The organism is Pantoea folii, assembly GCF_056678875.1.
The window spans coordinates 564,530-589,416 of the sequence record NZ_JBWXON010000001.1 but is presented as its reverse complement, the minus strand read 5'-3'; the positions used below and the strand labels follow the sequence as shown (position 1 = coordinate 589,416).

Genomic DNA, 24,887 nt, shown 5'->3' with positions numbered 1-24,887 from the left:
CTCATACTCGGGATTCACTTGGTGAGGACAGAAGTAATGAAAAATATAATAAGTTATTTGCAACAGCATTCAGACGACATTCTCTCAGATATCAAAACCCTGGTGGCAGCAGAGTCACCCTCCATGAACAAGGCAGCGGTGGATCGCTGTGGCAACGTGCTGCAAGCCCTGTTCGCCGAGCGTCTGGGTATTGATGCTGAAATCGATGTACAGGAACACTACGGGAACCACCTCAAGTTCACGCTGGGCTCAGGCGACGATCAAACCGTGGTGCTCGGCCATTTTGACACCGTCTGGGATGAAGGCGAATTGCCGATGGGCGAGGAAGACGGCAAGTTTTATGGCCCCGGCATTCTGGACATGAAAGCGGGCCTGGTGCAGTCGATTTGGGCCGCACGCGTGTTAAAAGAACACGACTTACTGGCAGGGAAACGCATCGTTTTCCTCTGTGGCAGCGACGAAGAAGTGGGCAGCCCAAGCTCCAGCGAGTGGCTCTCCCGTCATGCGTTAGGGTCATCGCAAGTGCTGGTGGTGGAACCCGCCGTGGCTGGCACCGGTGCGCTGAAGGTTGCGCGCAAAGGTACGGGTCAGTATCAAATCGCGATCACCGGCCAGGCCGCGCATGCAGGTAACAACCCTGAAGAAGGTATTAGCGCGGTGCAGGAGATGGCACATCAGGTGCTGTTCCTGCATGGGTTGAACGCACCGGAACGTGGCACCACCGTCAACGTCGGTATTGCGCAGGGCGGTAATCGCATCAACGTGGTGGCGGATAAAGCGGTGCTGGGCATCGATACGCGCGTCACCAGCGAAGAGGAAGCCCAGCGCATTCACGCCGAAATCACCCAGATTCAGCCGCACTTACCGGGCATTAAGCTGAAGATTACCGGCGCACAATCACGTCCACCGATGCGCCAGAGCGCAGAGTCTTTGGCGATCATGCAGCGTGCGCAAGCCGTGGCACAACAGATCGGTTTCAGTGTGGAAGGTCAATCGGTGGGCGGCGGCAGCGATGGTAACTTCACTGCAGCGTTGGGTATCCCAACCTTAGATGGATTGGGCGCGACCGGTGCAGGCATTCATGCGCGTCATGAGCACATCATCATTGCTGATATTGCCTCACGTACCGCGCTGATAGCGGGTCTAATGCTGGGGGAAAACCATGTCGCAGGTTAATGTTGAAAAAAATAGTGCGATGCAGCCCGCAGGCAAGAAGAGTGAGCAGAGCCCTTATCTGCTGCTGTTTATCATCCTGGTGCTGGCAGCGGTCGCTACGTGGATTATCCCGGCGGGCAAGTTTGATCATGAAACCCGCAATGGTGTGACCTTTGCCATTAAAGGCAGTCTGCATGAAGTGGCGCGCACGGGTGTTTATCCTGGCGAGATTTTCATGGCCATCGTACAGGGGGTGATCAAAGCGGCACCGATCATTTTCCTGATTCTATTTACCGGCGGGCTGCTGGCGGTGATTGAAGCCACCGGCGCGATTGCCACGGCGCTGAATTCGCTGTCACGCAGCACCAAAATCAGCGATACCCGTCTGATCCTGATTTTCGCGGTGATCTTCGCCATCCTCGGCAGTACCGGTGTGGTGCAAAACTCGGTGGTGGCTTTTGTGCCGATTGGCCTGCTGGTGGCGCGTTCGTTAGGTTTACCGCCGGTTATCGGTATGGCGCTGATCTATCTAACCTGCGCGGCAGGTTTCAACGTGGCGTTCCTCGGGCCGGCCACCACCGGTCTGACACAGCATCTGGCGCAGTTGCCGCTGTTCTCGGGCATGTTACTGCGCGGCATCACCAACCTGCTGTTTGTGTTAACGGTGGCGATTTACCTGATCATTACCGTGAAGCGCATGCGCAAAAATGGTCAGGTACGCGTGGACACTGCGGTGGAAAGCGCTGAACCGCTGGCGATTACCGGCCGTCATAAACTGATTCTGCTGACCTGCGCGGTGACGCTGATTCTGTTTATGGTCGGCACGGTGCAGCTGCATTGGGCCACCAATGAGATGTCGGCGATGTTTATCATCCTGTCGATCATGGTCGGTTTGATTGGTCGCCTTTCCGGTTCTGCTATTGCTAACACCTTCCTGTCCGGCTGCTCTCAGCTGGTCAAAGGCGGTTTTATTGTCGGGATGGCAGGTGCGATTTCGGTGGTGCTGCAGCAAGGCAATATCCTCGATCCGATTGTTGGCTTCCTGTCAGACTTGCTGGCACCGGTTCCGCCTGCGATTGCCGCTGTGGGCATGTTTATCAGCGCCGCACTGATGCACTTCGGCATTTCATCCGGTTCGGGCGAGTCAGCGTTGTTGATCCCGATTTTCTCCCCGCTGGGCGATAACCTCGGCCTGACACGTCAGGTGACGGTGCAAACCGTGCTGCTGGGCGAAGGGATAGTGAACTCCATCAGTCCGACCTCGGGTGTGCTGATGGCCGCGCTGGCCACGGCCAATATCTCGTTTGGCAAATGGCTTAAATTCGTGGCACCGGTCGTCGCCATCTGGTTTGCGATTTGCGTGCTGACGCTGCTGATTGGTGTGGCGATCAACTGGGGTCCGTTCTAACCCAGTGAAAATGAGAAGGGATGCTGACGATAGCATCCCTTTTTTATTACTGCTTAAGGGCAACGTTACGCCTGCAGGAAGTCCCGGAACTCCTCACTCAATTCGTCAAAAAGTTGATAGATTACCTGCCCCCCCTGAGCGGTTTGCCCCCGGGCTTCCGCAGCGGCAAGCGCATCAAACAGGCGATGTTTGATGTGAAAACGCCATATGACCGGCACGCGAGATAAGATATCAGTCAATGCCCGATAGCGCTCCGGCGTCCAGCTTTGTTCAAAGCGAGTGCGCCATGGGCCAAAGTCAAAATGTGCCACGCTGTCGGCTGTCGCAGAGCGTTGATTGCGTTTCATCTGCGTGGCTTCCATATCCAGCTCACCCTCGCGGATCACCACACCGTAATCCTGCTCGGCACGCGCCGAAGAAACGTAGCCGCTTTTCACGTCTGATAACACCTGCTGGGGATCACGCTCCAGCGGTGAACCATATCCGCCACCACCGGCCCCGGTTAATCGAATCACATCTCCTGCCTGGCAACGGATCACATCGCTGTTGCCGAGCATTTCAGGTGCTTCACTCTCCGGGTTTTTCACAAAAATGGCATTGCTGCCCGCTTTTCCGCCAAGGACACCCCAGGAAGCGAAATGGGTGCGATCGCGATTGCGCGCCGTGACGGTGGTATCAGGTGCAAACACCTGAAATTCCATCATTAGCCCGGAACCACCGCGATATTTTCCTGCACCGCCGGAGTCGGGTACCAGACAATAGCGGGTGATACGAATCGGCACTTCCGCTTCGTTAATCTCCACTGGCGTATTGCGCAGAAACGCCACGTTAGCGCCCGATCCTTCTTCTCCGTCACCGAACGGCATGCCGCCCGCCCCGCCGCCCACCGGGCCGATGGAAGCAATCACCGGGCGACCCGAGGTGTTGGTGGTTTTCACGTTCAGAATCGCCAGTCCACAGGCCGCGCAGGCAGGCAAACGGTCAGGGATCGCTTGTGAAAACGCGCCAAAGGTCAATACATGCGTTAACTTACAGGTCAGACTGCGCATGCCGACGGCAGCCGGGTAAACGGCATTCATCACGCTGCCTTCGGGCAGCACACATTCGACGACGCGATCCAGCCCCGCGTTGAGCAAAATATCGGGATTCAGGGTATAGAGCACATAGTGATAGCCGACCAGCGCCAGCGCGTGACGCGTCATACCGCCGGTCGGCATATTCAATGATGAAAGCAATTGCGGATCGCTGCCGGTGTAATCAAGGATGGCGCGGCCGCCGCGAATTTTCAGCGTCATCGCCACGCGCATCGGTTTGCCGTTCACGCTGTCTTCATCAGCGTATTCCGCGAAGAAATAATCGCCATCCGGCACGCTCTCAAGGATGCGTTCTGCCTGCTGCGCCGCATAATCGAGCAGGGCCACCATACCTTGCTGAAAATCTTCCACACCAAAATGCGCGATCATCTCCAGCACGCGTTTTTCGCCATTGGCCAGCATCGCCAGTTGGGCATGCATGTCACCCATATTCTGTTCTGGCGCACGCACATTGGTTTTGATCAACGTGAGCAACGCTTCATCCAGCACGCCTTCACGCACGATCTTAGTCGGCGGGATACGTATTCCTTCCTGATGGATCTCTGTCAGCGTGCGCGACAGCGAGGCGGGCACGGCCCCGCCCACATCGGTGTTATGAATATGACCGCCAACAAAACACACCAGCTTGCCTTGCCAGAACACCGGTTTCCACATCACCATATCCGGGCTGTGTGTCGCAACGTTACCGCTGTAAGCATCGTTGGTCATCGCCACATCGCCGGGGCGATAGTCCTCGATCATGCCGAGTACCGGCCCGTAATCGAGACCGATATACCAGGTGGCACCTAAGGTTTTCGGCGAAGCAAATGCCAGACCTTCGGGGGTGAGCAGGGCGCATGAGAAGTCTTCCGTCTCTTTGACAAAAGTCGAATGGGCGGTACGCACCAGCGTATGGGCCATGCTTTCTGCTGCCGCCACACAGTAGTTAGCCAGAATCTGCAGACCTGAAGTATCAAAAGCCATATCGCGACTCCTTTATTAAGCCGTGTGGATGAGGTCAGTGAGGATCAGATTGCCGAGCGCATCCACCTGGGCGCGGAAATCGGGTAATACGGCGACAGTGGTGTCGGACTGGGTAATCACTGCAGGTCCGGTAAATGACTGACCGCCCGCAAGCTGCTCGCGCTGGTAAAGTGGCACGGTGAGATAACGGCCCGACATCCACACATCAATATGTTCGGCGGGGATCGGTGCTGCGTCAGAGTGCGGCAAAGGTTCGAGTTGCGGCTTCGGCGTGGGCATGCTGACCACCAGACGTAGCGACACCACCTGAATCTGGGCATCACGGTCGCTGTAAGCATATAAATGATGGTGTTGCGCATGGAAGGCTTCACGCAGCGTTGAGAGATTGCCGCTCGCCAAATCCTCACGCTGTAACGGTGTGGCGATCTCAAACGACTGCCCCTTGTAACGCATCTCTGCCGAGAGGCTAAACTGGCCCTGGCTGGCATCACTGACTTCGTGGCTCAGCCATTCGCGGGCTTGCTGTTCGAGTTGCTGATATTCAGCTTCGAGGTGTGGCAAGCTATCTGCGCTTAAATCACCATAAATGATGCGAACAAAATCGTTTTTCACATCGGCAACCAGACCGCCTAATGCACTCAGCACGCCGGGCGTCAGCGGCACCAGCACTTCACGCATGTGCATGGCGCGCGCCAGATAACAGGCCATCATCGGGCCTGCACCGCCAAAAGGCATCAGGGAAAAGGCGCGCGGGTCGATACCGAAACGGGAAACCAGTCGGCTAATTCCTGCGTACATGCCGGACACGGAAACGTTAATGATCGCTTCCGCCGTGGCTTCGATGGATTGACCCAGTCGATCGGCCAGCGATCCTATGGCGGCTTTCGCGGCGGCGACATCCACATTCACCGCGTTGTAGCCCAACGTTGCCTGGCCAAGAATGCCCAATGACACGAAAGCATCGGTAATCGTGGGCTGCGTGCCGCCACGTCCATAACACACTGGCCCAGGCGTTGAGCCTGCGCTTTCTGGCCCAACTTTGAGCACGCCCAACTCATCAACGCGCGCCACAGAACCGCCGCCATCACCAATCGATGTGACGGACACGGACGGAATGTGAATCTGGTAGTCACCGATATACTCACCGGTGTCATATTGCGCTTCTCCGTTGACGATCAGCGCCACATCGGCGGTGGTGCCGCCGATATCCAGACTCATGACGTTCTCACGACCGCACTGGCGTGCCACCCAGGCTGCGCCCATCACACCTGATGCGGTTCCCGACAAGATCATCTGCACGCACTCGGCTTTGCCGCGCTCTGCGCTCATCACGCCGCCATTGGACTTGGTGACTTTCAGCTCAGCCGTCACGCCTGCTTGCGTCAGTGCCTGCTGCAAAGCACCGAGATAATGCGCGACGCGTGGTTGAACATAGGCACCAATCACAGCGGTTTGCGTACGCTCGAATTCGCGAATAGTCGGCCAGACATCGCTAGAGCAGCAGACAAAAAAGCCTGGCACGGCCGCTTCAATCACGGCCTGGACCTGCTTCTCATGTTCGGGGTTGCGATAGGCATGCAGCAGGGCAATCACGACTCCTTCACAGCCCGCATCGCGCAAGCCCGCGACAGCGGCCAGCACACTCTGTTCTGCAATCGGCGTGAGTTCTTTTCCGGTCGCATCCATTCGACCGTCAATGCCAAACACATTTTCGCGCGACACCAGGGGTTCCGGACGCAGCGAGTGAAGGCTGTACATATCTGGCGTCTTCAGTCTGCCAAGTGCCAGGACATCCTCGAAATAGCGATTGGTGATCAGCCCCAGCTTCGCCCCTTTTTTCTGCACCACGGCATTCACGCCAACGGTGGTGCCGTGGGTAAAATATTCAATATCGGCGGGATCGATTCCATAGCGCTTCACTAACTCCTGAACGCCGTGCAGTACTTCCTGGCCCGGATCATCGGGACGAGAAAACACTTTCAGGCTGTGCAACTGCCCCGATGCTTCGTTGAAAACGGCGAAGTCAGTAAACGAGCCGCCGATATCGACACCAATGCGTAATCCCATACTTCCCCCTAATTGGTTTGCGAATGAGCGGATTTATCCAGGCGATCGCGCACCTGGTAGTAGCTGCCAAGCAGCGGCATAAACCAGGTGTTGCCGGTGTAGAGCGGGTGGCCGGGCAGCGGCGATACCCCATAAGGACTTGCGTTGAGCGGTGTATTTTCGATCAGGTGACGGGCTAAACGGTGGCCGAGCCAACTCATCATGGTGACACCGCTGCCGTTGCAGCCCACGGCATAAAAACAGCCTTGCGGCGTCCGGCCGATATGCGGCAGGTAATCAAGCGTGACGGCGACTTTACCGCCCCAGCTATGGCTGATTTTGATATCGCGTAATTGTGGAAATCGTTGCGTCAGATGTTGATGCAGCACGCGCGCAGACTGCTGGCGATCAAGGGCGTAGAAGCGTGCGCGGCCCCCAAAGAGCAGACGAGAGCCATCGGGCGAATAACGAAAATAGTGTGTGACGCGCTGGGTTTCCGCGATGCCGCGCTGGTGCGGGATCAGCGTGCGTCGCAGATCTGCGGATAAGGGTTCAGTGGCAATCTGATGGCTGGTGACGGGTACCACGCGTGCGCGCAAATGGGCCATTTCTGGCCCGGTATAGCCATTGGTGGCGATAATCACCTGACGCGCATTGAGCGTGCCGCGCAGAGAATCAACCTGGTAATGCGCCGCGTGTTTCTCAATGCGACTCACCGCAGAACCACTGCACACCACCACGCCAGCTTTGCGCACCGCATCCAGCAAACCTGCATAATAAAGCGCGGGATTGAGCAGACCAGCACGCTCAATCAGTACGCCGCCGTGATAAGCCGGGCTATCCAGTTCGGCGCGCAGTTCATCGCGCGTTAGCATGCGCGCCTGCACCTGACTCACGCTATTGAGAAGTGCCAACCGCTTTTTCCAGTTCTCCAGATGTTCCGGGATCCACGCGGCGGCGAGGCGTCCGGTTTGTCGATAATCGCAGGTGATAGCGTGCTGTGCGATCAGACTTTCCAGATAGCGATAGCCGTCAGCCGCCTCCAGCAGCAGGTCGCGTTTCAGCTGCTCATCGCTCTGCCGCAGCCCCTTTTTGGCCGACATGGTTTTGCCCACATTGATGCCGCCAGTGACCTGACCACCGCTCAACGTACTCGCGCCACTGCCCGGCAAGCCGGCTTCCAGAATCACCACCTGATTGCCGTGTTGCGCCAGCGTCAATGCACAGCACAGCCCGGCATAGCCAGCGCCAATAATCACGTATTCCGTTTCGGGCGGAACGTCACTGGGCGATGCATCCTGTGGTTGCCACTGCTCCCACCAATAGGGCGCCGCCTTAAAATCTTCGGTAAAAATCGACTGATGACTTCTCATCACTCTGCCTCGCTAAACATCACTCATGAAATCCAGCGGCTGAAATCTAGCCGTTCCACAATAAGGAATGCCATTCCATAATTTTAACGTGACATGATTTTATCTCTCCTGCAAGCACAAAAATTAAGCATTCGGAGGAAATTGTGATCGGCTCGCGGGCAAAACGCCGAGCGGCAGAGGGCAGGCTGTGCCATATTACGGCACAGCAAGTGGAGACAATGAAGTCAGAAAGTAGGGAGGGTGGAGTATGCAGAGCCTGATTAAGAGCCTGAAAGTGCTGGAGAAGGTGGCCGAGAAACAGCCGATCAGTGTGGGCGAGTTGGCCAAAATGATGTCGATGCCAAAAACCACCGTACAGCGTATTCTCTGGACCTTTCATGAGGCGGGCTGGTTACGATTGATTGAAGGCGACATGCCGCGCTGGACCGTCAGCCCTCGTGTGCTCAGCGTGCGGCCGATCGAGCTGGCGGGCGGCGGACTGTCTGCTGCCGTCCAGGATCCGATGGCAGAGTTGCGCAATAGCACGCAGGAGACGGTGTATGTGTCGGTGTATGACGGCAATGGCGCGGTGGTGGTGATCGACAGGCTGGAAAGTCCGCATCCCGTTCGCGCGGTTAGTCCGATTGGGGATATTGCGCCCATTCACTCCACGGCAAATGGCATGGCGATTTTGGCGTTCTTACCGGAAAGCCAGCTTGAAAATATCCTTACCGGCGAGCTGAGTGCCTTTAACCCTGCCACCATCACCGATGCCGATAAACTTCGCGCAGAACTGAAGCAGGTGCGTGAGCGCGGGTACGCAATCAACCGAGGCTATTATCGCTCTGGTATTTTCGCCATCGGGGCACCCATTTTTGATGCAGCACACCAGCCGGTCGCCAGTATCTGCATCTCGATGCCGGACTCTCGTTATCATGAAGAAAAAATCGCAGAGTGGGGCGCGCTAACTGTTAAGGCTGCCCAGGCAATTGGCTTCCAGAGAAATGCCAGAGGTTAACGGCATGACGCAATGGCCACACTGCGGTGTGGTCATTTCATCCTAACATCTTGTTTTTGTGTGACATTAATCGACTCATCTCCCTTCGTGCCCTCCAGCTCAATCTCCGTGTGACCTATAGCGAAATCCTCTCACCGGCATATTGACGTCTAATTTTTACTCAACTAACGTAATTAACGGAATGCCATGCCGTAATGTGGAATGATTGAATTCATTCTGAGTCACGTTCACTGACCGTGCTGTTATGCGGTGAAGATGGGGTTAACCATGACAACTTCTGCCACGCTTCCTCAGGTGACACCTGAAATGCAGCGCAAAACGCTGATCGGTGCTGTTGCCGGCAACCTGGTCGAGTTTCTCGACTTTGCCCTCTACGGCCTACTGGCCAGTGTGATTTCACGGATCTTTTTCCCGCAGGATGCGCCATTGACGGCACTGCTCTCGGTATTACTGCTGTATGCATCGAGTTTTCTGGTGCGCCCGATTGGTGGCATCGTGTTGGGATTGGCGGGCGATCGCTGGGGCAGGCGTTCGGTGTTGATGATCACCATCACCGGCATGAGTGTGGTGACCGGTTTGACCGCTCTTCTCCCCACTTACGCGCAGGCAGGCACCAGCGCCACCGTATTGCTGGTGATTTGCCGACTGATTCAGGGCTTTTTTGCTGGCGGCGAATACGCGACAGCCACGGATTACATTGTCGAGAACAGCGATCAAAAACGCCGCGCCTTTCGTGCGTCATTCTCGCCCATAGGTGCCTATATCGGCACGGTGATCGCTATTGGTCTCTACACCTTGTTGTCTTCGTTGATCACGGCGGCACAAATGGAGGAGTGGGGCTGGCGTGTACTGTTTGCCATCGGCCTCCCGTTGGGGCTGGTTGGGTTGCTGATTCGCCGCAAGCTGGATGAGAGCCCGGAATTCCGCGCGGTTGAACGGGCGCGGGTGGAGCAGCGTTTGAATCCGCCAACGGTGACTCAGGTCATTCGCTCGCAGTGGAAAAATATCCTGGTGTTCATGTCGATACTGATGAGTCATACGCTGCCCAACTATCTGATTCTGGGCTTCTTCGCCACGTATCTCACCACGTTTGTCGGGCTAGCCAAAACCGATGCGGCAATGGCGGTGTTAGTTTCTCAGTTTGTACTGATTTTTAGCACGCTATTGCATGGCTATCTCAGTGATGTGGTAGGTAGAAAACGCTGGTTACTGTTGGGCTGTGTGCTGGTGATCCCGGCGATGTTTTTTGCTTTCACCTATGCTGAGCATGGCACGTTAGGCAGTGCCATTATCGCAGCGGTTGTGCCAGTGATGGTTTTCCCGATGGTCACCAGTGGAATGACCATCAGTCTGGTCGATATGTTCCCGGCCGAGATGCGTGCCTCTGCGGGTGCAATGGCGTACAACACCGGTACCGCGTTGTTCGGTGGCACAGCACCGCTGATTGGCGCGGCGTTGATTGGCTGGTCGGGCAGTGCGTTTACGCTGGTGTACTATGTTGCCGCCGTGGCTATCGTCTCATTCATTTCGATTGCGCTGTTTTTCCGCTATCCGTATCGCGCCTCGCATAACGCTTATCAGCTTGCGAGCAGCGCCGCGCAGGGCAATCCTATAGCGGCGCGCCTGCGCCGATAAACGTTTTACATCACGGAGCATCGGTAACCGTTTTCCCGTGGTTACCGATGTCTATTTGATGAGAGGTGAGTGGAGATAAATTTCATGGCTTTAGCGTAGTTAAAAACGCTATATTTTTCAGCCCTAATTTCTCTGCTGGTTATGGGGAAATGATTAGCGGTTGCAGTGAGAAAATAATGTGTTATGGTAACGGCACGATTAATTTACCGGAGTGAATGTCGCGGACCTGATAACAGGAAACAGGGTCTGTCACCAGATATCATAATGATGAATTCTGACTTATCTTTTTTCTCCACCTACAACACCCGCCTTCGTTACGCACGTCACTATCTGCAACAGTAATATTCTGCTTTTAAATTTTTACTGACAGCTGCATTTCATCTCTCTTCACTGCAGAGGGATATTCTCACGCCATTCACTGGCATCGACCAAAATAATAAGGTTTTAAATTATGACCAGGAAGAATCTACTCGCGATTTCCCTCACTGCGTTAATCAGTTCACCGACACTGTTTGCTGCCGACTTGCCGGGCAAAGGTGTGACGGTCTCCCCGGTGCAAAGTACCTTGCCGGAAGAGTCATTCCAGACGGAGCTGATTAACAGAGCGCTGGAAAAACTGGGCTACGAGGTCAAACCCACTGAAGAAGTGGACTACAACGTGGCTTACACGGCGATTGCTGCGGGCGATGCCACTTACATGGCGGTTAACTGGGAACCGCTGCAAAAGGATATGTACAACGCCGCAGGCGGGGATACAAAATTCTATCGCAAAGGCACCTATATCAGTGGTGCCGCGCAGGGTTATCTTATCGATAAAAAGACCGCTGACAAATATCACATTACCGATCTCTCTCAGCTGAAAGATTCGAAACTGGCTAAACTCTTTGATGCTAATGGAGATGGCAAAGCCGATCTGGCGGGATGTAATCCGGGCTGGGTCTGTGGTCAGGTGATTAATGCACAAATTGATGCTTATGGTCTGAGTAATACGGTGCAGCAGAATCAGGGTAATTATTCTGCGATTATTGCCGATACGTTGACCCGCTATAAAGCGGGTAATCCGGTGCTCTATTTTACCTGGACACCTTATTGGGTGAGCGATGAATTAAAACCGGGCAAAGATGTGGTCTGGTTGACGGTGCCGCATTCTGTCACGCCGGGCTCGCAGAAGAATGAAGATACCGCGTTGCCAAATGGCAAGAATTATGGCTTCAAACCGAACAATGAACATGTGGTGGCAAATAAAGCCTGGGCAGAAAAGAATCCTGCCGCGGCGAAACTGTTCGAGATCGTTAAACTGCCGCTTAATGATGTTAATGCGCAGAACCAGCGGATGCATCAGGGAGAATCGTCCAGCGAAGACATTCAGCGCCACGTGGATGGCTGGATTCATGCGCACCAGACCACGTTTGATGGCTGGGTGAAGCAGGCCGCCGCCGCAGCGCAATAACGGCGTTAGCGTCCCCAGGAATCCGCTTCCCGCCCTGCAGAATCGCAGGGCGGGAAACCGTTTTACCGTACTTCATTCACATACATGAAGTGCTCGGTGCTGAAACGATGATGCGCCAGGATCACGGGGATCGCACTCTGGTCAAAAGACACTTCATCTATCACCATCACCGCGTGCGGCAATGCCAACTCCAGCAATGTCGCATCTTCTTCGTTTGCCAACTGTGCCGTAATCTGCTCACGTACCGCTGCCACACGCACATCGTAATGTTCGAACAGAAAGCGATAGAGCAGCGGCGGCAAGTGTTCTGCCGGAGGGAAATCAGGCAGACGCGCAGCAGGCAATATCAGCGTTTCATGCATGGCGGCAATGCCTTTCACCCGACGCGTGCGCTTCAGGCGTATCACGTCATCTCCGGCGGCGATCTGCAGTTTTTCTGCTTCCCGCTCGTTAGCTTGACGCAACTGATAATCCAGCAGTGTCGTTTCTGAATGTAGCAATCCGCCGCTTTTATCGTGCAGGCGAAAATACTGGAAAAAGTGGCTCAGGTTGTGCAGCGGTGCCCAGCCGGTCACCACCGTGCCGGTTTTGCGACGGCGCATCAACATCCCTTCGGTGGTCAACGCGGCCAGCGCTTTGCGCACCGTTCCCACCGACACGCCAAATTTTGACGCCAGGCTGTTTTCACTCGGCAGGATTGTGCCCGCAGGTAGCTCACCCTGCAGGATCGATTCGCTGATATGGCGTTTCACCACTTCATACAATGGCGCGCCTTCCCCTTCGCTTAAACGAGAGAATTGCGGCCTGTTGTCTGCGTCATAGTTTTTTTGCATGTTTCCGATTACCGATTGACCTGCGTCCTTGAATTGCATTATCTATAAACTATATAGAAATACAACAGACGATAATCCTATGTTGCAGAATTCTCGCCTTAACAGTGCGTTAGAGACCATTGCGGATGACACCGCACAGATAACTGACGATATGCAGCGCATGCTGGCCGTGGATACCTGTTTTCCACCGGGCAATGGCTATGGGCAATTTGCCGATCTGATGACACAGCTGTTAGCGCCAATGCACTTTAGCTTTGAGCGTGTTTCAGTGCCGGAAGATCTCTGGCATGCGCCCGATGGCAGCGCATCCGGCGAGCGAGTGAATTTGCTGGCAACGCTTAACTGTGGCGCAGCCGAAAACTGCAATCTCTACTTTCACACCGATACGGTGCCTGCGGGAGATGGCTGGCGATTTCCTCCGCTGGCACTGACGGTGGCCGAAGGTAAGTTGTTTGGGCGCGGCGCGGCGGACATGAAAGGGACGATCGTGGCGGCGATGGCGGCGATCCGTGCAGCGCAGGCCTGCAATCTGCCGCTGCGTTTCAATCCGGTCTTTCTGCTTTGTACCGATGAAGAGGGCGGGTTGTATCCCGGTATTCGTTACCTCGCGGAACAGCAGCGCTTCGCTGGGCATCTGTTGAGCTTCAATGGTGGCGCAGTGCCACGCATCTGGGCGGGCTGCTTTGGCAGTATCGATCTCAAAGTCATTATCACCGGGCGTTCCGCGCATTCCGGCGATCCGCTGCACGGTATCAACGCCATCGAAGCCGCACTGCCGCTGATGAACGCGCTTTATCAACTGAAAGGCCAAGTGGAACAGCGCGCCTCGGCAATGCCTGCACCGCCGCATTACCAGGGCAAACCGCTGACCTCATTGTTGACGTTGGCTGCCGCTCAAGGTGGCAGTAAAGGCTCGACCATCCCCGAACGCTTCGAACTGCTGATCAATCGACGTTATGCCCCGGAAGAGGCATTTGACGATGTCTGGCAGGAGTTGACCCACTGCATCCAACAAGCGATGCAAGGCAGCCCTGCGCTTGATGTGACAGTGCAAATAATTGGTCATCTGGCCCCGGTGGCCAATCCTGATGGCCCGCACTGGCCACGCTGGCAGGCCGCACTGAGTCAGGGATTTGGTTTTAAAGCGGAGGAGTTTAAACCCTGGGGATCCTCAACCAGTTCGGATATGGGTTGGGTTCAGCAGGCCGGTATGCAGGAAATTTTACTGGGTGGTTTAGCCCGCCCCGACAACCGCATTCATGCCGCCGATGAGTTCACAACGATGGCAGATGTTATCGCACTTTCGCAGTCCATTCTGGCGTATCTCGCCGATGAGTTTCAGCCAACCCAGGGTATTTAACAAACTAACGAGGAAGAGAAGATGTGCGCGATGAAAGGGTTAAACCGCAGGCAGTTTATCACCAGCTCTACCGCTCTGACCGGTGCAGCCATGTTACCCTGGTCGTTCTCGGCCCATGCCGCAGCGGTAACCAGCGCGACGCCGGGCGGCACGCCACGTAAAGGCGGCGTACTGCGTATTAGTGTCGATCAGGCGGTCAGCGTGCTGAATCCGCATCAGGTGCGCGTCAACCCGGAATATCTGGTCGCGGAGTTGCTCTACAGCGGCCTGACGCGCCTGACGCAGGAGATGAAAGCCGAAGCAGACCTGGCCCAATCCTGGCAGGCGAGTGCCGATCTCAAGCAGTGGACCTTCACCCTGCGTCCGAACCTCAAGTTCAGTGACGGCAGCGCATTGACCTCGGCAGATGTGGTAGCCAGTTTGCAGGCGTTGCTGGATCCGAAAAATGCTTCTCCGGCACTGCACAACATCGGTCCGATCAAAGCGGTGAGCGCCAAAGATGCCAATACAGTGTTGATCGAAACCGATGCCCCTTACGCTGACCTGCCGGTGATGCTGGCCTATCCCGATGCCAAAATCATTCCCGCCAGCATTGCGCAGGGTCAGTACGACAAACTCACCAAAGCCTCGCTGGGCGCGGGGCCGTTCCAGCTGGTTTCCTACGATCCCGAACGCAAAATCGTGGTAAAGCGCAACCCGCATTATTACGACCCGGCGCGTCCTTATCTTGATGGCGTGGAAGTGGTGGTCTATCCCGATGGCATCGCAGAAAGCTCGGCGCTGATCTCCGGTGATACCGATTTGATGCTGAGTGCACAGTCGAGCGAATTTGCGCGTCTCTCCAAATCGTCAGGTGTGCTGCCACTGCGGGTGGCATCCGGTCAGTTCCTCAATGTGAACATGGGCTGCGATCAAAAGCCGTTTAACGATGTGCGCGTGCGTCAGGCGCTGGCACTGTGCGTTGATCGCCCGGCATCGGTGGACTTTGTTGCCGATGGCCTCGGTTCGCCAGGCAACGATACGCCAATCAACGCCTCTTACCCTTACTTCGCTAACCTGGCGAAAAAAGCGGTGGATTACAGCAAAGCCAAAGCCTTATTGGCGGACGCGGGTTATCCCAACGGCCTCGATTTAACGTTGATTGCCTCGGATAAACCGGCGACTCGCACCCAGTTGGGTATCGCGCTGCGTGAGATGGCTAAGCAGGGCGGTTTCCGCATTGACGTGCAGACCATGGCACACAGCACTTACCTCGATCAGGTATGGAAAAAAGGCAACTTCTACGTCGGCTTCTACAACATGCAACCGACGCCGGATGCGGTGTTCTCGCTGCTCTACACCTCGACCGCATCATGGAACGAAACACGCTGGAACAACGCCGATTTTGATAGTGCGGTCAATGCCGCCCGTGAAACCAACGATGATGCGCAGCGCACCACGCTGTACGGTAAAGCACAACAGTTGATGCATGACGAAGTGCCTTCGCTGATTCCGACCTTCTTCGATTTGCTGGCTGCCAGCCGTGATTACGTTGGCGGATATCATCTGCATCCGCGTGGTGCCGTGTTCCGTCTCGACCATACCTGGTTAACTGACAAAGCGCCTAAGCGTGCAGTGTAAGGAGCGACCGTGACAGCCAGTTATCTGCTTAAACGCCTGCTGCTAATGATCTACACCTTGCTGGTGGTGTCACTGCTGGTCTTTGGCATCACGCAGCTGTTGCCAGCGGACGCCGCTGTCACCTTGCTGGGGCAAAACGCCACGCCAGAGGCACTCGCCGCGGTGCGCGAACGACTGGGATTGGATGCGCCAGCATGGTTGCAGTATTGGCATTGGCTGAGCCAGGCGTTGCAGGGCAATTTTGGTGTGTCGATGCGCAATGGGCTCGAAGTGGGGCCGACGTTGTTGACCGCGCTGTCGCGATCGCTGTTGCTGGCGGTGTGTGCACTATTGCTGATGCTGGTGATCGCTATTCCGCTCGGTATCTGGGCGGCAGTACGTCGCGGCAAAACCGCCGATGTGCTGGTCAGCGTCATCTCCTACATCGGTATCTCCTTCCCCGAGTTTGTCACTGCCACGCTGGTGCTACTGCTGTTTGCTGATGTCTGGCAGATTCTGCCCGCCACCGGCTATGTGCCGCTGAGTGAAAACTTCATCAGCGGCGTCCAGCACCTGATCCTGCCGTCAATCACCGTGGCACTGATCCTGGTGGCGCACGTTTCGCGCATGGTGCGTTCGGAGATGGTCGATGTGTTGCATACCGACTACATCCGCGCCGCCTGGCTGAAAGGCCTGTCGCGCCGCCGCATTCTCTGGCGTCACGCGCTGCGCAATGGCTTGTTGCCGACCATTACCATTGTGGCATTGGATGTCGGTTATCTGCTGGGCGGCATTGTGGTGGTCGAGGAGATCTTCGCCATTCCCGGTATTGGTCGTGAGCTGATTGTTGCCGTGCAGGCACGCGATCTGCCAACCATTCAGGCCGGTGTGATGATTCTCGCCGCGACCTATTCGGTGGTGAATTTCCTCGCCGATTTGGCCTATGTGGTTCTGGATAAGCGAATTTCCTATGCCTGATATTTTAAAACGTTTACTGCGCTCACCGCAGGGCGCGGTCGGGGTACTGATTATCCTGCTGTCGCTGCTGATGGTGGTCGGTGGCGCGCATGTCGCACCTTTTGATCCCGAGTCGATCTCGATTCTGACGCGTTACAAACCGCCGAGTGCCGAGCACTGGTTTGGCACCGATCAAATGGGGCGAGACATCTTCAGCCGGGTAATGGTTGGCGCACGCTCCACCATCGTGCTGTCACTGCTGGCAACCGCATTGGCCATGGTGATTGGTTCAGTACTAGGCACCGCAAGCGCCTATCTGGGCGGCAAGATCGATGAATTTATGATGCGCACGATGGATGCCGTGATGGCGATCCCCAGCCTGCTGTTTGCTTTGCTGATTGTCAGCACTTTGGGTCAGAGCAGCATGAATGCGGTGCTGGCGATCACCATTGCGTTTGTGCCGGGCATGGTGCGTATTTCACGCAGCGTGGCGCTGGCGGCGCGGCAGCAGGATTACATCAACGCGGCGATTGCCCGTGGTGAAGCCGGGCACTACATCATCCTGCGTGAAATGCTGCCGAACATCCTCGCACCGATCATCGTGGAAGCCACCATCCGCGTGGCCTTCGCCATCATGCTGTTCGCCACCCTGAGTTTCCTCGGTTTAGGCGCACAGCCTCCCGAGCCAGAGTGGGGGCTGATGGTCTCCGAAGCCCGCACCTATTTCTTCACCGCGCCGTGGATGATGATGATTCCGGGCCTGGCGATCGCGCTGGTGGCGATTGGTTTTAACTTACTGGGTGACGGGCTGCGAGACGTGCTCAACCCAAGGAGCCACTGATGAGTGTGAAGCCTGAACCGGTGCTGTCGGTGGAAAATTACAGCCTTGATTACGCGTTACAAAGCGGTGAGTCACTGCCGGTGCTGCGCGATATTACGTTAAACGTGATGCCCGGCGAAGTGCTGGGGTTAGTGGGGGAATCCGGGTCCGGCAAAACCACGCTCGGCTGGGCGATCATGCGCTGGCTGGCGGGCAATGCGCGTGAGAAGTGGGGCGACATCCGCCTCAACGGAGAGAGCCTGCTGAGTTTGCCTGCCCCAAAACTGATGGCCTTGCGCGGCGCGAAGCTGGGGATGATTTTTCAGGACCCAAGTGCTTCGCTCAATCCTACCCTTACGCTGGGCGAACAGGTGACAGAAGTGCTGCGGCGCCATCGCGGCTTAACGGCACGTGAAGCGCAGGAATTGGGCGAGTCGCTGTTACATGACGTCGAGCTCAAACATCCGGCACGCATGATGCGCCGTTATCCGCATCAGGTTTCCGGGGGTGAGAAGCAGCGCATCTTAATCGCCACGGCGTTCGCCTGTCAGCCGGACTGCATGATCTTCGATGAACCGACCACCGCGCTGGATGTGATCAGCTCGGCGCAGATCCTCGATCTCTATGAACGTCTGCGCGAAGAGACGGGGGTGGCCTCACTGTATATTTCCCACGATCTGGCGCTGGTGGCGAAAGTCGCCGATCGCGTTTGCGTGCTGGAAAAAGGGCGAATTGTGGAGCAGGCCGACACGCAGAGTTTGTTTAGCGCGCCGCAGAACAGCTATACCCGCAAATTGATCTCAGCAGTGCCAAATCCGCAGCAGCGTCTGGTACAGGATGCCGCCGGATCGCAGCCGCTGCTGACGCTGGACGCGCTCACCATCGATTACGGCCAGCAAGGTTTTGTCGACCGCTTGCTTAAACGTGAAGCCAATACCACGCGTGCCGCCAACGCGGTTTCGCTCACCGTGCATCAGGGCGAGATCCTTGGCGTGGTGGGCGAGTCAGGTTCGGGGAAATCCTCGCTGGGCAAAGCGATCACCGGACTGGTGCCGTTTAGCGGTGAGCTCGACTTCTGCGGCTATGCGCTGCAAGGCCGCGCGCAGATGGATAAAGAGTATCGCCGCCGGGTGCAGATGATCTTTCAGCATCCGGACGCCTCGCTGAATCCACGCATGACCATCGGTGAAATCATTGCGCGTCCGCTGCGCTTATACGGTTTGCCGCCGGGAGAAACGGAAGCGCAAGCCGTGGCTCGCCTGTTAGAGGAAGTGCGGTTGCCCGCAGAGTTTGCCACGCGCTATCCGCACGCGCTGTCCGGTGGTCAGAAACAGCGTGTTGCTATCGCACGTGCTTTTGCCAATCCACCAGATTTAGTGATTTGCGATGAAATCACCGCTGCGCTGGATGTGTCAGTGCAGGCCACCATCATCGAGCTTTTGCTGGAACTGCGTCGCCGCTACGGCACGGCCTATCTGTTTATTACCCACGATCTCAACCTGATACGTCAAATCGCCCATCGCGTGGCGGTAATGTATCGCGGCGATGTGGTGGAAGTGCTGCCCGGCGAGAATATGAGCGCGCTGGCGCAGCATCCTTATACCCGCGCACTGCTTGACGCGGTGCACGTTCCCGACTTAAACCAATCCGTTGCTTAACGAGAAACGCATGAATCCTGAACAGTTAATTCATCATATCGATCGCGAGTTTTGTCTCTCTTTCCTGGCAAAAATGGTGCAGCACAAAAGCTACAGCGCCACCGACGGCGAGCGTGAGTTAGCCCGCTATATGGCAGAACAGATGGCACAGTTGGGCCTGGAAACCGAACTGCAAAAAGTCCCAGGCGACCGTCTCAATGCCATCGGCCGCCTGGCGGGCAGCGGCGGCGGCAACAGCCTGCTGTTCAACGGCCATCTGGACACCAATCCGGTAACCGAAGGCTGGACGGTGGATCCCTGGGCAGGAAAAATTGACAATCAGTTCATTTACGGCATTGGCGTCTCCAATATGAAAGCGGGCGATGCGGCCTACTTCTGTGCGCTGAAAACGCTGATTGATGCCGGTGTGAAACTGAAAGGTGATGTGATTCTGACCTACGTGGTGGGCGAATTGCAGGGCGGTATCGGCACGCTGGCGGCAATTGAACAGGGCGTGCGCGCCGATTACTTTATCAATGCGGAACCCACTGATCTGCAGGCGCTGACCATGCATGCCGGTTCACTGATGTTCACCATTGAACTCACCGGTGATACCCGCCATCTGTCGAAACGCGAAGAAGCCGTCGATGCGATTAACGCCGCCGTCGAGCTGATTCCGCAGATTAATGGCATGGTGTTCAGCGGCGCGAAAAGTGAAGAGCATCTGAAAATTAACCGGGGACATATCGGTACTGCGCACGGCGCATTGGGGCGCGATCTGCAAGAGTGGCGTCCGCCGCAGGTGGCTGACTTTGTACGCCTGAAGGGTTCAGCCCGCTTTGCGCCGGGTCAAACCGTTGAAGGCGTGTTAGCGGATCTGCAAGCGCTGCTGGATACACTGTGCCAGCGCTTCCCCGGCCTGAAAGCTGAGCTGTTTGATGACGGTATCCGCGATAAGCCCACCATGTTGCCTTTCGAAGTGTCGCCAGAGTCACCGATTGTCAAAGCGGTGAATCGCGGCTGGAAAACCGTGCGTGGCACCGAACAGCCTACTGGCGTCATCACGCCGCCAGCCTTCTTTGGTACTGATGCTGCACACCTGTATCAGCATGCGGGCATGGAAGGCATCGTGTGTGGTCCGGGCGGTAAATACAACACCATGCCGGATGAGCGCGTCGAGATAACCGAATTCCTTGATATGGTGCGCATTTATCTGCTCGCGATTCTGGAGATCTGCCAGCCGGTCGAGGGCGCATAATGAACGCCGCGGCGCTGAGTCGCCTGCGTGCCACGATGCAGCAGGCCAATGTGGACGTAATGATCATCGATCATGGTGAACTGCTGGCCTGGCTGACCGGTTATACCGTGTCAGAAACCTTGTATCGCGCTTGCCTGGTGCCGCTTAACGGCAATCCCTGGATGGTGCTGCGCCAGTTAGATGAAGCGCCGTGCCGGGCGCAATCTCCTGCGCTGACAGTAGAAAGCTATCGTGACGATCAGGACCCGTGGTTTGCGGTGGCGCACAGTCTGCTCCGACGCGGTTTTCAACGGGCGCGGTTGGGCGCGGATTACACCTCTTATGGCTTGACGGTGCACAGCTGGCAGCAGCTGTCGCGCCATTTGCCGGACGTGCAGTGGTGCGATTTAACCGGTGTGAGCGATCGGCTGCGCAGCGTGAAATTCCCGGCAGAGCTGGAGGCGTTGCGTCAGGCCTCCGCCATTGCCGATACCACGCTGGACGCGATGGGCAAAGCCGTGCAGGGCAGCTGGCGTGTACGCGATGTCGCTGCGCTGGCGGCAGGCGAATTTTTGCGTCTGGGTGCGGATACCGGGGAAACCGGGCCTATCGTCATCGCCAGCGGCGACAACGGTTTTCTCCATGCCAGCGGCCATGAACAGCGTTTACAGCGTGGCGATGTGCTGCACGTAGAGCTGATTCCTAAAGTGAAACACTACAGCGCGCGTCTGATGCGTCCGTTTATTGTGGGGGAGATCTCCACCCAGCGCGCTGAGCTGGCGCTGCAACTTATCGCAATACAGGATGAACAGTTCAGGGCCATGAAACCCGGCGTCAGCGCACGGGAAGTGGATGCGATTGTGCGCGAGGGGTTATTGCGCAATGGACTTCGTACGGATTATCCCAACATCACCGGCTATGCGCTGGGGCTGTATACGCGCACGCCGCGCCCGAGTGATTTTTCCTGTAGCTTCCATGCCAAAGCGGAGTGGTTACTGGAGGAGGATATGGTGTTCCATATGTATACTTCCGCGCAAAGTCTGGCGTTCAGCGAAACCGTTCGCGTGACGCCGCAGGGTGCAGAGCGGCTGACAACGCTGCCGCGCCAGCTATTATCATTGCCGGAACATTGATCAACAGGATGAAGGATGACGCAGGACATTTTACTCACTGATTTAGCCGCTAGCTTTCCAACGTTGGCTTTTGACCTGAAATACGCCACGACCGATAACATCACCGGTTACGGCATTTATCGCGAAGCGCGGGCCCTGCTGCATCCAGAAGCGGCGCGCGCGTTGCAAAAAAGTGTTGAGGTCGCCCGACTGGCTGGCTTCACCTTACTGATTTTTGATGCTTATCGCCCCCAGCAGGCGCAGTGGCATCTATGGGATGCCTGCCCGGATGCCGACTACGTGGTGCCGCCCGCAATCGGCTCGAATCACAGCCGTGGCGTGGCGATTGATCTGACGTTAGTGGATGACGCGGGCAAGGTGCTGGATATGGGCACCGCCTTTGATGCGATGGAAGATCTTTCGCATCCGTTCCATCCCGATGTACCGCCACAGGCACAGCGCCATCGTTTGATGCTCAATGCCATTATGCTGGCAGGCGGTTTTGTCGGTATGCCAACCGAGTGGTGGCATTTTGAGTTACCGGATGCGCAGCGCTATCCGTTGCTGGAAGATCGCTTTGGCTGCGTGGCGCGATAACCCTCACTCTCGTCGGCAGGGATGGGTCGTCCGCTCAGCCACTCTGAGACTTTTGGGCCTGAACAGCAGATAACTCGCCAGTGCCAGACCGCTTACACCCAGCGCGCCATAGGTCAGCACGGCGGAAAAACCGTCAGCCAGCACTTGCGAGGCGATAGCGCGGCTAAGCGAAACTTCAGCGCCAGCCGCTATGCGTTCTGCGAGCGCAACCACATCGCTGGAGGCAGGAAGCCGTTGCCGCAGACTGGAGGCGATCACTGCCACCAGCAGGCTGCCCATCAAGGCGATGTTGATCGCCAGCGTGATTAAACGTGCACTGATATCAATCCCGGAAGCCATGCCTACCCGATTAGCGGCAACGGAACCGGTCGTGGTATTGGTCACCGGCGTATTGGTGAGCCCGAGCGCGGTTCCCGCCAGCAGGGCACCCGGCAGCAAACTCAGTTGGTACGTGATGGCCAGTTTCATCAGCACGAACCCAGCACCGATCGAAAATAATCCGAGGGGAATGACACGGGCAGCGCCAAATCGCAGCACCAGTTTTTCCCCTATCGGCGGCATCAATAAGGTGGGCAAGGTATAGGCAAGCAGGGCAAAACCGGTATCCATACTGCTGAACCCAAGCCCGCTCTGGTAATAAACCGGCAGGTAGATCATCAGCGGCCAGAAACTGAAGTTCATGCCAATCGAACCCATCAAAGCCCCCGAGAAGGAGCGAATGCGAAACACCGAGAAATCAAACATTGGGTGAGGATGGCGCTTCTCCGTGCGAATAAACACCACTGAGCTGATCAGGATCACCAGCATAATTAGCCGGGCTTCAAGACCTCGCCAACCCATGCTGGCACCCTGGGTAATGAGATAGGTCACGCCAACCACGCATAGGGTGAGGGTGATCAACCCAACCCGATCGAGTTTGTTGCTTTGGCCAGGGTGGAATTCATCCACATTTTTCAGTGCGAGCACGAATGTCAGCAGCGCGATAAAGCCGTGCACCAGAAACACCCATTGCCAGCTTAAAACCGCCACCAGCATCCCGCCGATGATAGGACCGAAACCCAGACCAAAGCCAAAGGTTATCCCCCATGCGGCAAAGGCCTGGCTACGGGGTTTTCCCTGCGGGAACTGGTGCGAGAGTATGGCGATCAGGCAGGTTAACATCGCACCGCCGCTTAGCCCTTGCAGGAAGCGCCCGATGATGAGCCAGAATGCACTCCCGACCAGCCCGCACATCACCGAGGTCAAACCAAAACCGACAATGGTGATGAGAAAGATGCGCTTGCGGCCATAGTTATCCGCCAGCGTGCCGGTCGCCATTAAAACGGCGGTGCAGGCCAGCGTATAGGCATTCATGATCCACTGCAGATCGCGAAAATTCGCCTGCATCTCCTGTTCCAGTACCGGCAAAATCACCGGCACGCTGGAGATTTCCAGCCCCGACATCAACGCGGCTAAGCACACCGCCATCAGCGCCAACATGTTCTTCATCCTGAATTCCTGCGTCACGTTAAGAGCGTGCCAGCATGGAAGATTGACGCAACGGTGGAAATCCATGCCGATGCCAGATATCGTCAAAATCGTGCCAACATCATGGATAAGGCTGACATGCAAATCACTTCTTCTCTGCGTTCCCCTCCTGCAGCGCCGAAAAATCGGCGGCTGGTGCTTTTGGCGTATGAATGCCTCTGTACCTTTGAATTTGGTACTGCCGTTGAAGCGTTTGGCCGAGCAGATGACGTCTTCGGCCATCCGCTGTATGACCTGAGCGTGGCGTCGGTGGAAGAGGGCGTGTTTGGTGCGCAGGGCGGTGTGCGCCTGGTGGTGGATGGCGGGCTTGAGTTACTGGAAGACGCCGGAACCATCGTCATCCCCGGCTGGCGCAGCGTGACCGCACCGGCCTCTGAGGCGTTAATCACAGCGTTACAAAAAGCCCATCAAAATGGCACACGGATTGTCTCCATTTGTGCCGGAAGCTTTGTACTGGGTGAAGCGGGGCTGTTAAACGGGAAACGTGCCACCGCCCACTGGAACAGCACCGAGATCCTGGCCGAAAGATTTCCTCAGGTGCAGGTGGAACACGGCATGATTTACGTGGATGAAGGCAGCATCATCACTTCGGCGGGCGGTGCAGCAGGTGTCGATTTATGTTTGCATCTGATTCGACGCGATTACGGCATTGATGTCGCCAATCGCACCGCACGCAGAATGGTGACGCCGCCGCTACGAGAGGGCAGCCAGGCGCAGTTGATCCAACAACCTGTTCCACAACGCCGCAGCAATAGCCTCGCGCCCCTGCTCGACGATTTGCGCAATAATCTGAACGCGCCGTTGGTGATCGAGCAGTTGGCTCGGCAAGCAGGCATGAGCCGTCGCACCTTTATTCGTCGCTTTCATGATGCCACCGGCACCTCGCCGGGCGAGTGGTTGCTCGGCATTCGGCTGGAAAAGGCCTGCGCGATGCTGGAAAACAACGCGCTCAGTGTTGATCAGGTCGCTGAGCAGGCGGGGTTTGGTTCTCCCGAAGCGTTGCGCCATCACTTCAGACAACGCTTTAACACCACGCCGACCAAATGGCGCAAGGCGTTCAATGAGCGGTTTGTGATGGGCTGAGTGT

General features: G+C 56.4%; 19 protein-coding genes. 14 read left to right on the top strand and 5 right to left on the bottom strand.

Going from position 1 to position 24,887, the window contains the following annotated elements:
• The first annotated feature begins 36 nt into the window (after positions 1–36).
• Positions 37–1,176, top strand: a complete 1,140-nt coding sequence (locus AC1MDE_RS02835) for a M20 family metallopeptidase (protein WP_480344214.1) — start codon at positions 37–39, stop codon at positions 1,174–1,176.
• The gene (locus AC1MDE_RS02830) at positions 1,163–2,563 is read left to right on the top strand and encodes a YfcC family protein (protein ID WP_480344213.1); all 1,401 of its coding nucleotides are present in this window, start codon (positions 1,163–1,165) and stop codon (positions 2,561–2,563) included. The genes AC1MDE_RS02835 and AC1MDE_RS02830 overlap by 14 nt, the downstream gene beginning before the upstream one ends.
• Before the next feature lie 65 nt (positions 2,564–2,628).
• Here the strand turns inward: AC1MDE_RS02830 and AC1MDE_RS02825 are convergent, their stop codons facing one another.
• The 3 genes from AC1MDE_RS02825 to AC1MDE_RS02815 are packed head-to-tail and all read right to left on the bottom strand — an operon-like array spanning position 2,629 to position 8,039.
• A complete protein-coding gene (locus tag AC1MDE_RS02825; protein ID WP_480344212.1) occupies positions 2,629–4,620 on the bottom strand; it encodes a hydantoinase B/oxoprolinase family protein in 1,992 nt (663 codons plus the stop codon).
• Positions 4,621–4,635: 15 nt separating this feature from the next.
• Positions 4,636–6,687, bottom strand: a complete 2,052-nt coding sequence (locus AC1MDE_RS02820; protein WP_480344211.1) for a hydantoinase/oxoprolinase family protein — start codon at positions 6,685–6,687, stop codon at positions 4,636–4,638.
• 8 nt (positions 6,688–6,695) lie between these two features.
• Positions 6,696–8,039, bottom strand: coding sequence for an NAD(P)/FAD-dependent oxidoreductase (locus AC1MDE_RS02815; protein WP_480344210.1), 1,344 nt, complete (start codon positions 8,037–8,039; stop codon positions 6,696–6,698).
• A 247-nt stretch (positions 8,040–8,286) separates the two neighbouring features.
• Between AC1MDE_RS02815 and AC1MDE_RS02810 the strand changes: the two genes are divergently transcribed.
• From AC1MDE_RS02810 to proX, 3 genes are all read left to right on the top strand, one after another.
• Positions 8,287–9,036: an IclR family transcriptional regulator gene (locus tag AC1MDE_RS02810; RefSeq protein WP_058960770.1), complete on the top strand. Its 750-nt coding sequence runs from the start codon at positions 8,287–8,289 to the stop codon at positions 9,034–9,036.
• A gap of 267 nt (positions 9,037–9,303) precedes the next feature.
• Complete coding sequence (locus tag AC1MDE_RS02805) at positions 9,304–10,671, top strand: MFS transporter (protein ID WP_480344208.1); 1,368 nt, start codon at positions 9,304–9,306, stop codon at positions 10,669–10,671.
• Between the two features lie 451 nt (positions 10,672–11,122).
• Positions 11,123–12,121, top strand: coding sequence for a glycine betaine/L-proline ABC transporter substrate-binding protein ProX (gene proX / locus AC1MDE_RS02800; protein ID WP_479415002.1), 999 nt, complete (start codon positions 11,123–11,125; stop codon positions 12,119–12,121).
• Positions 12,122–12,183: 62 nt separating this feature from the next.
• Here the strand turns inward: proX and AC1MDE_RS02795 are convergent, their stop codons facing one another.
• A complete protein-coding gene (locus AC1MDE_RS02795; RefSeq protein WP_058960767.1) occupies positions 12,184–12,954 on the bottom strand; it encodes a GntR family transcriptional regulator in 771 nt (256 codons plus the stop codon).
• A gap of 79 nt (positions 12,955–13,033) precedes the next feature.
• On the opposite strand from AC1MDE_RS02795, the gene AC1MDE_RS02790 reads away from it, so the two are divergent.
• The 8 genes from AC1MDE_RS02790 to ddpX are packed head-to-tail and all read left to right on the top strand — an operon-like array spanning position 13,034 to position 22,273.
• Positions 13,034–14,314, top strand: coding sequence for a M20 family metallopeptidase (locus tag AC1MDE_RS02790; protein WP_480344206.1), 1,281 nt, complete (start codon positions 13,034–13,036; stop codon positions 14,312–14,314).
• A gap of 21 nt (positions 14,315–14,335) precedes the next feature.
• On the top strand, positions 14,336–15,934 hold the full coding sequence (locus tag AC1MDE_RS02785) for an ABC transporter substrate-binding protein (protein WP_058960765.1): 1,599 nt from the start codon (positions 14,336–14,338) through the stop codon (positions 15,932–15,934).
• A gap of 9 nt (positions 15,935–15,943) precedes the next feature.
• Entirely contained in the window at positions 15,944–16,891 is a 948-nt protein-coding gene (locus tag AC1MDE_RS02780) for an ABC transporter permease (protein ID WP_084932348.1), read from the top strand.
• Positions 16,884–17,711 (top strand): ABC transporter permease, encoded by an 828-nt coding sequence (locus AC1MDE_RS02775; protein ID WP_058960763.1) that lies wholly within the window; start codon positions 16,884–16,886, stop codon positions 17,709–17,711. The genes AC1MDE_RS02780 and AC1MDE_RS02775 overlap by 8 nt, the downstream gene beginning before the upstream one ends.
• Positions 17,711–19,348: a dipeptide ABC transporter ATP-binding protein gene (locus AC1MDE_RS02770; RefSeq protein WP_479401744.1), complete on the top strand. Its 1,638-nt coding sequence runs from the start codon at positions 17,711–17,713 to the stop codon at positions 19,346–19,348. Before AC1MDE_RS02775 ends, AC1MDE_RS02770 begins: the two co-directional genes overlap by 1 nt.
• A gap of 10 nt (positions 19,349–19,358) precedes the next feature.
• A complete protein-coding gene (locus AC1MDE_RS02765) occupies positions 19,359–20,585 on the top strand; it encodes a M20 family metallopeptidase (RefSeq protein ID WP_480344205.1) in 1,227 nt (408 codons plus the stop codon).
• Entirely contained in the window at positions 20,585–21,697 is a 1,113-nt protein-coding gene (locus AC1MDE_RS02760; RefSeq protein WP_479399965.1) for a M24 family metallopeptidase, read from the top strand. The genes AC1MDE_RS02765 and AC1MDE_RS02760 overlap by 1 nt, the downstream gene beginning before the upstream one ends.
• 15 nt (positions 21,698–21,712) lie before the next feature.
• Positions 21,713–22,273, top strand: a complete 561-nt coding sequence (gene ddpX / locus AC1MDE_RS02755) for a D-alanyl-D-alanine dipeptidase (protein WP_058960759.1) — start codon at positions 21,713–21,715, stop codon at positions 22,271–22,273.
• 3 nt (positions 22,274–22,276) lie between these two features.
• On the opposite strand, the gene AC1MDE_RS02750 is transcribed toward ddpX, so the two are convergent.
• Complete coding sequence (locus AC1MDE_RS02750) at positions 22,277–23,761, bottom strand: MFS transporter (protein ID WP_479401742.1); 1,485 nt, start codon at positions 23,759–23,761, stop codon at positions 22,277–22,279.
• A gap of 117 nt (positions 23,762–23,878) precedes the next feature.
• Here AC1MDE_RS02750 and AC1MDE_RS02745 point away from each other — a divergent pair, with 117 nt between their 5' ends.
• Positions 23,879–24,883, top strand: a complete 1,005-nt coding sequence (locus AC1MDE_RS02745) for a helix-turn-helix domain-containing protein (protein WP_480344283.1) — start codon at positions 23,879–23,881, stop codon at positions 24,881–24,883.
• Positions 24,884–24,887: the final 4 nt, after the last annotated feature.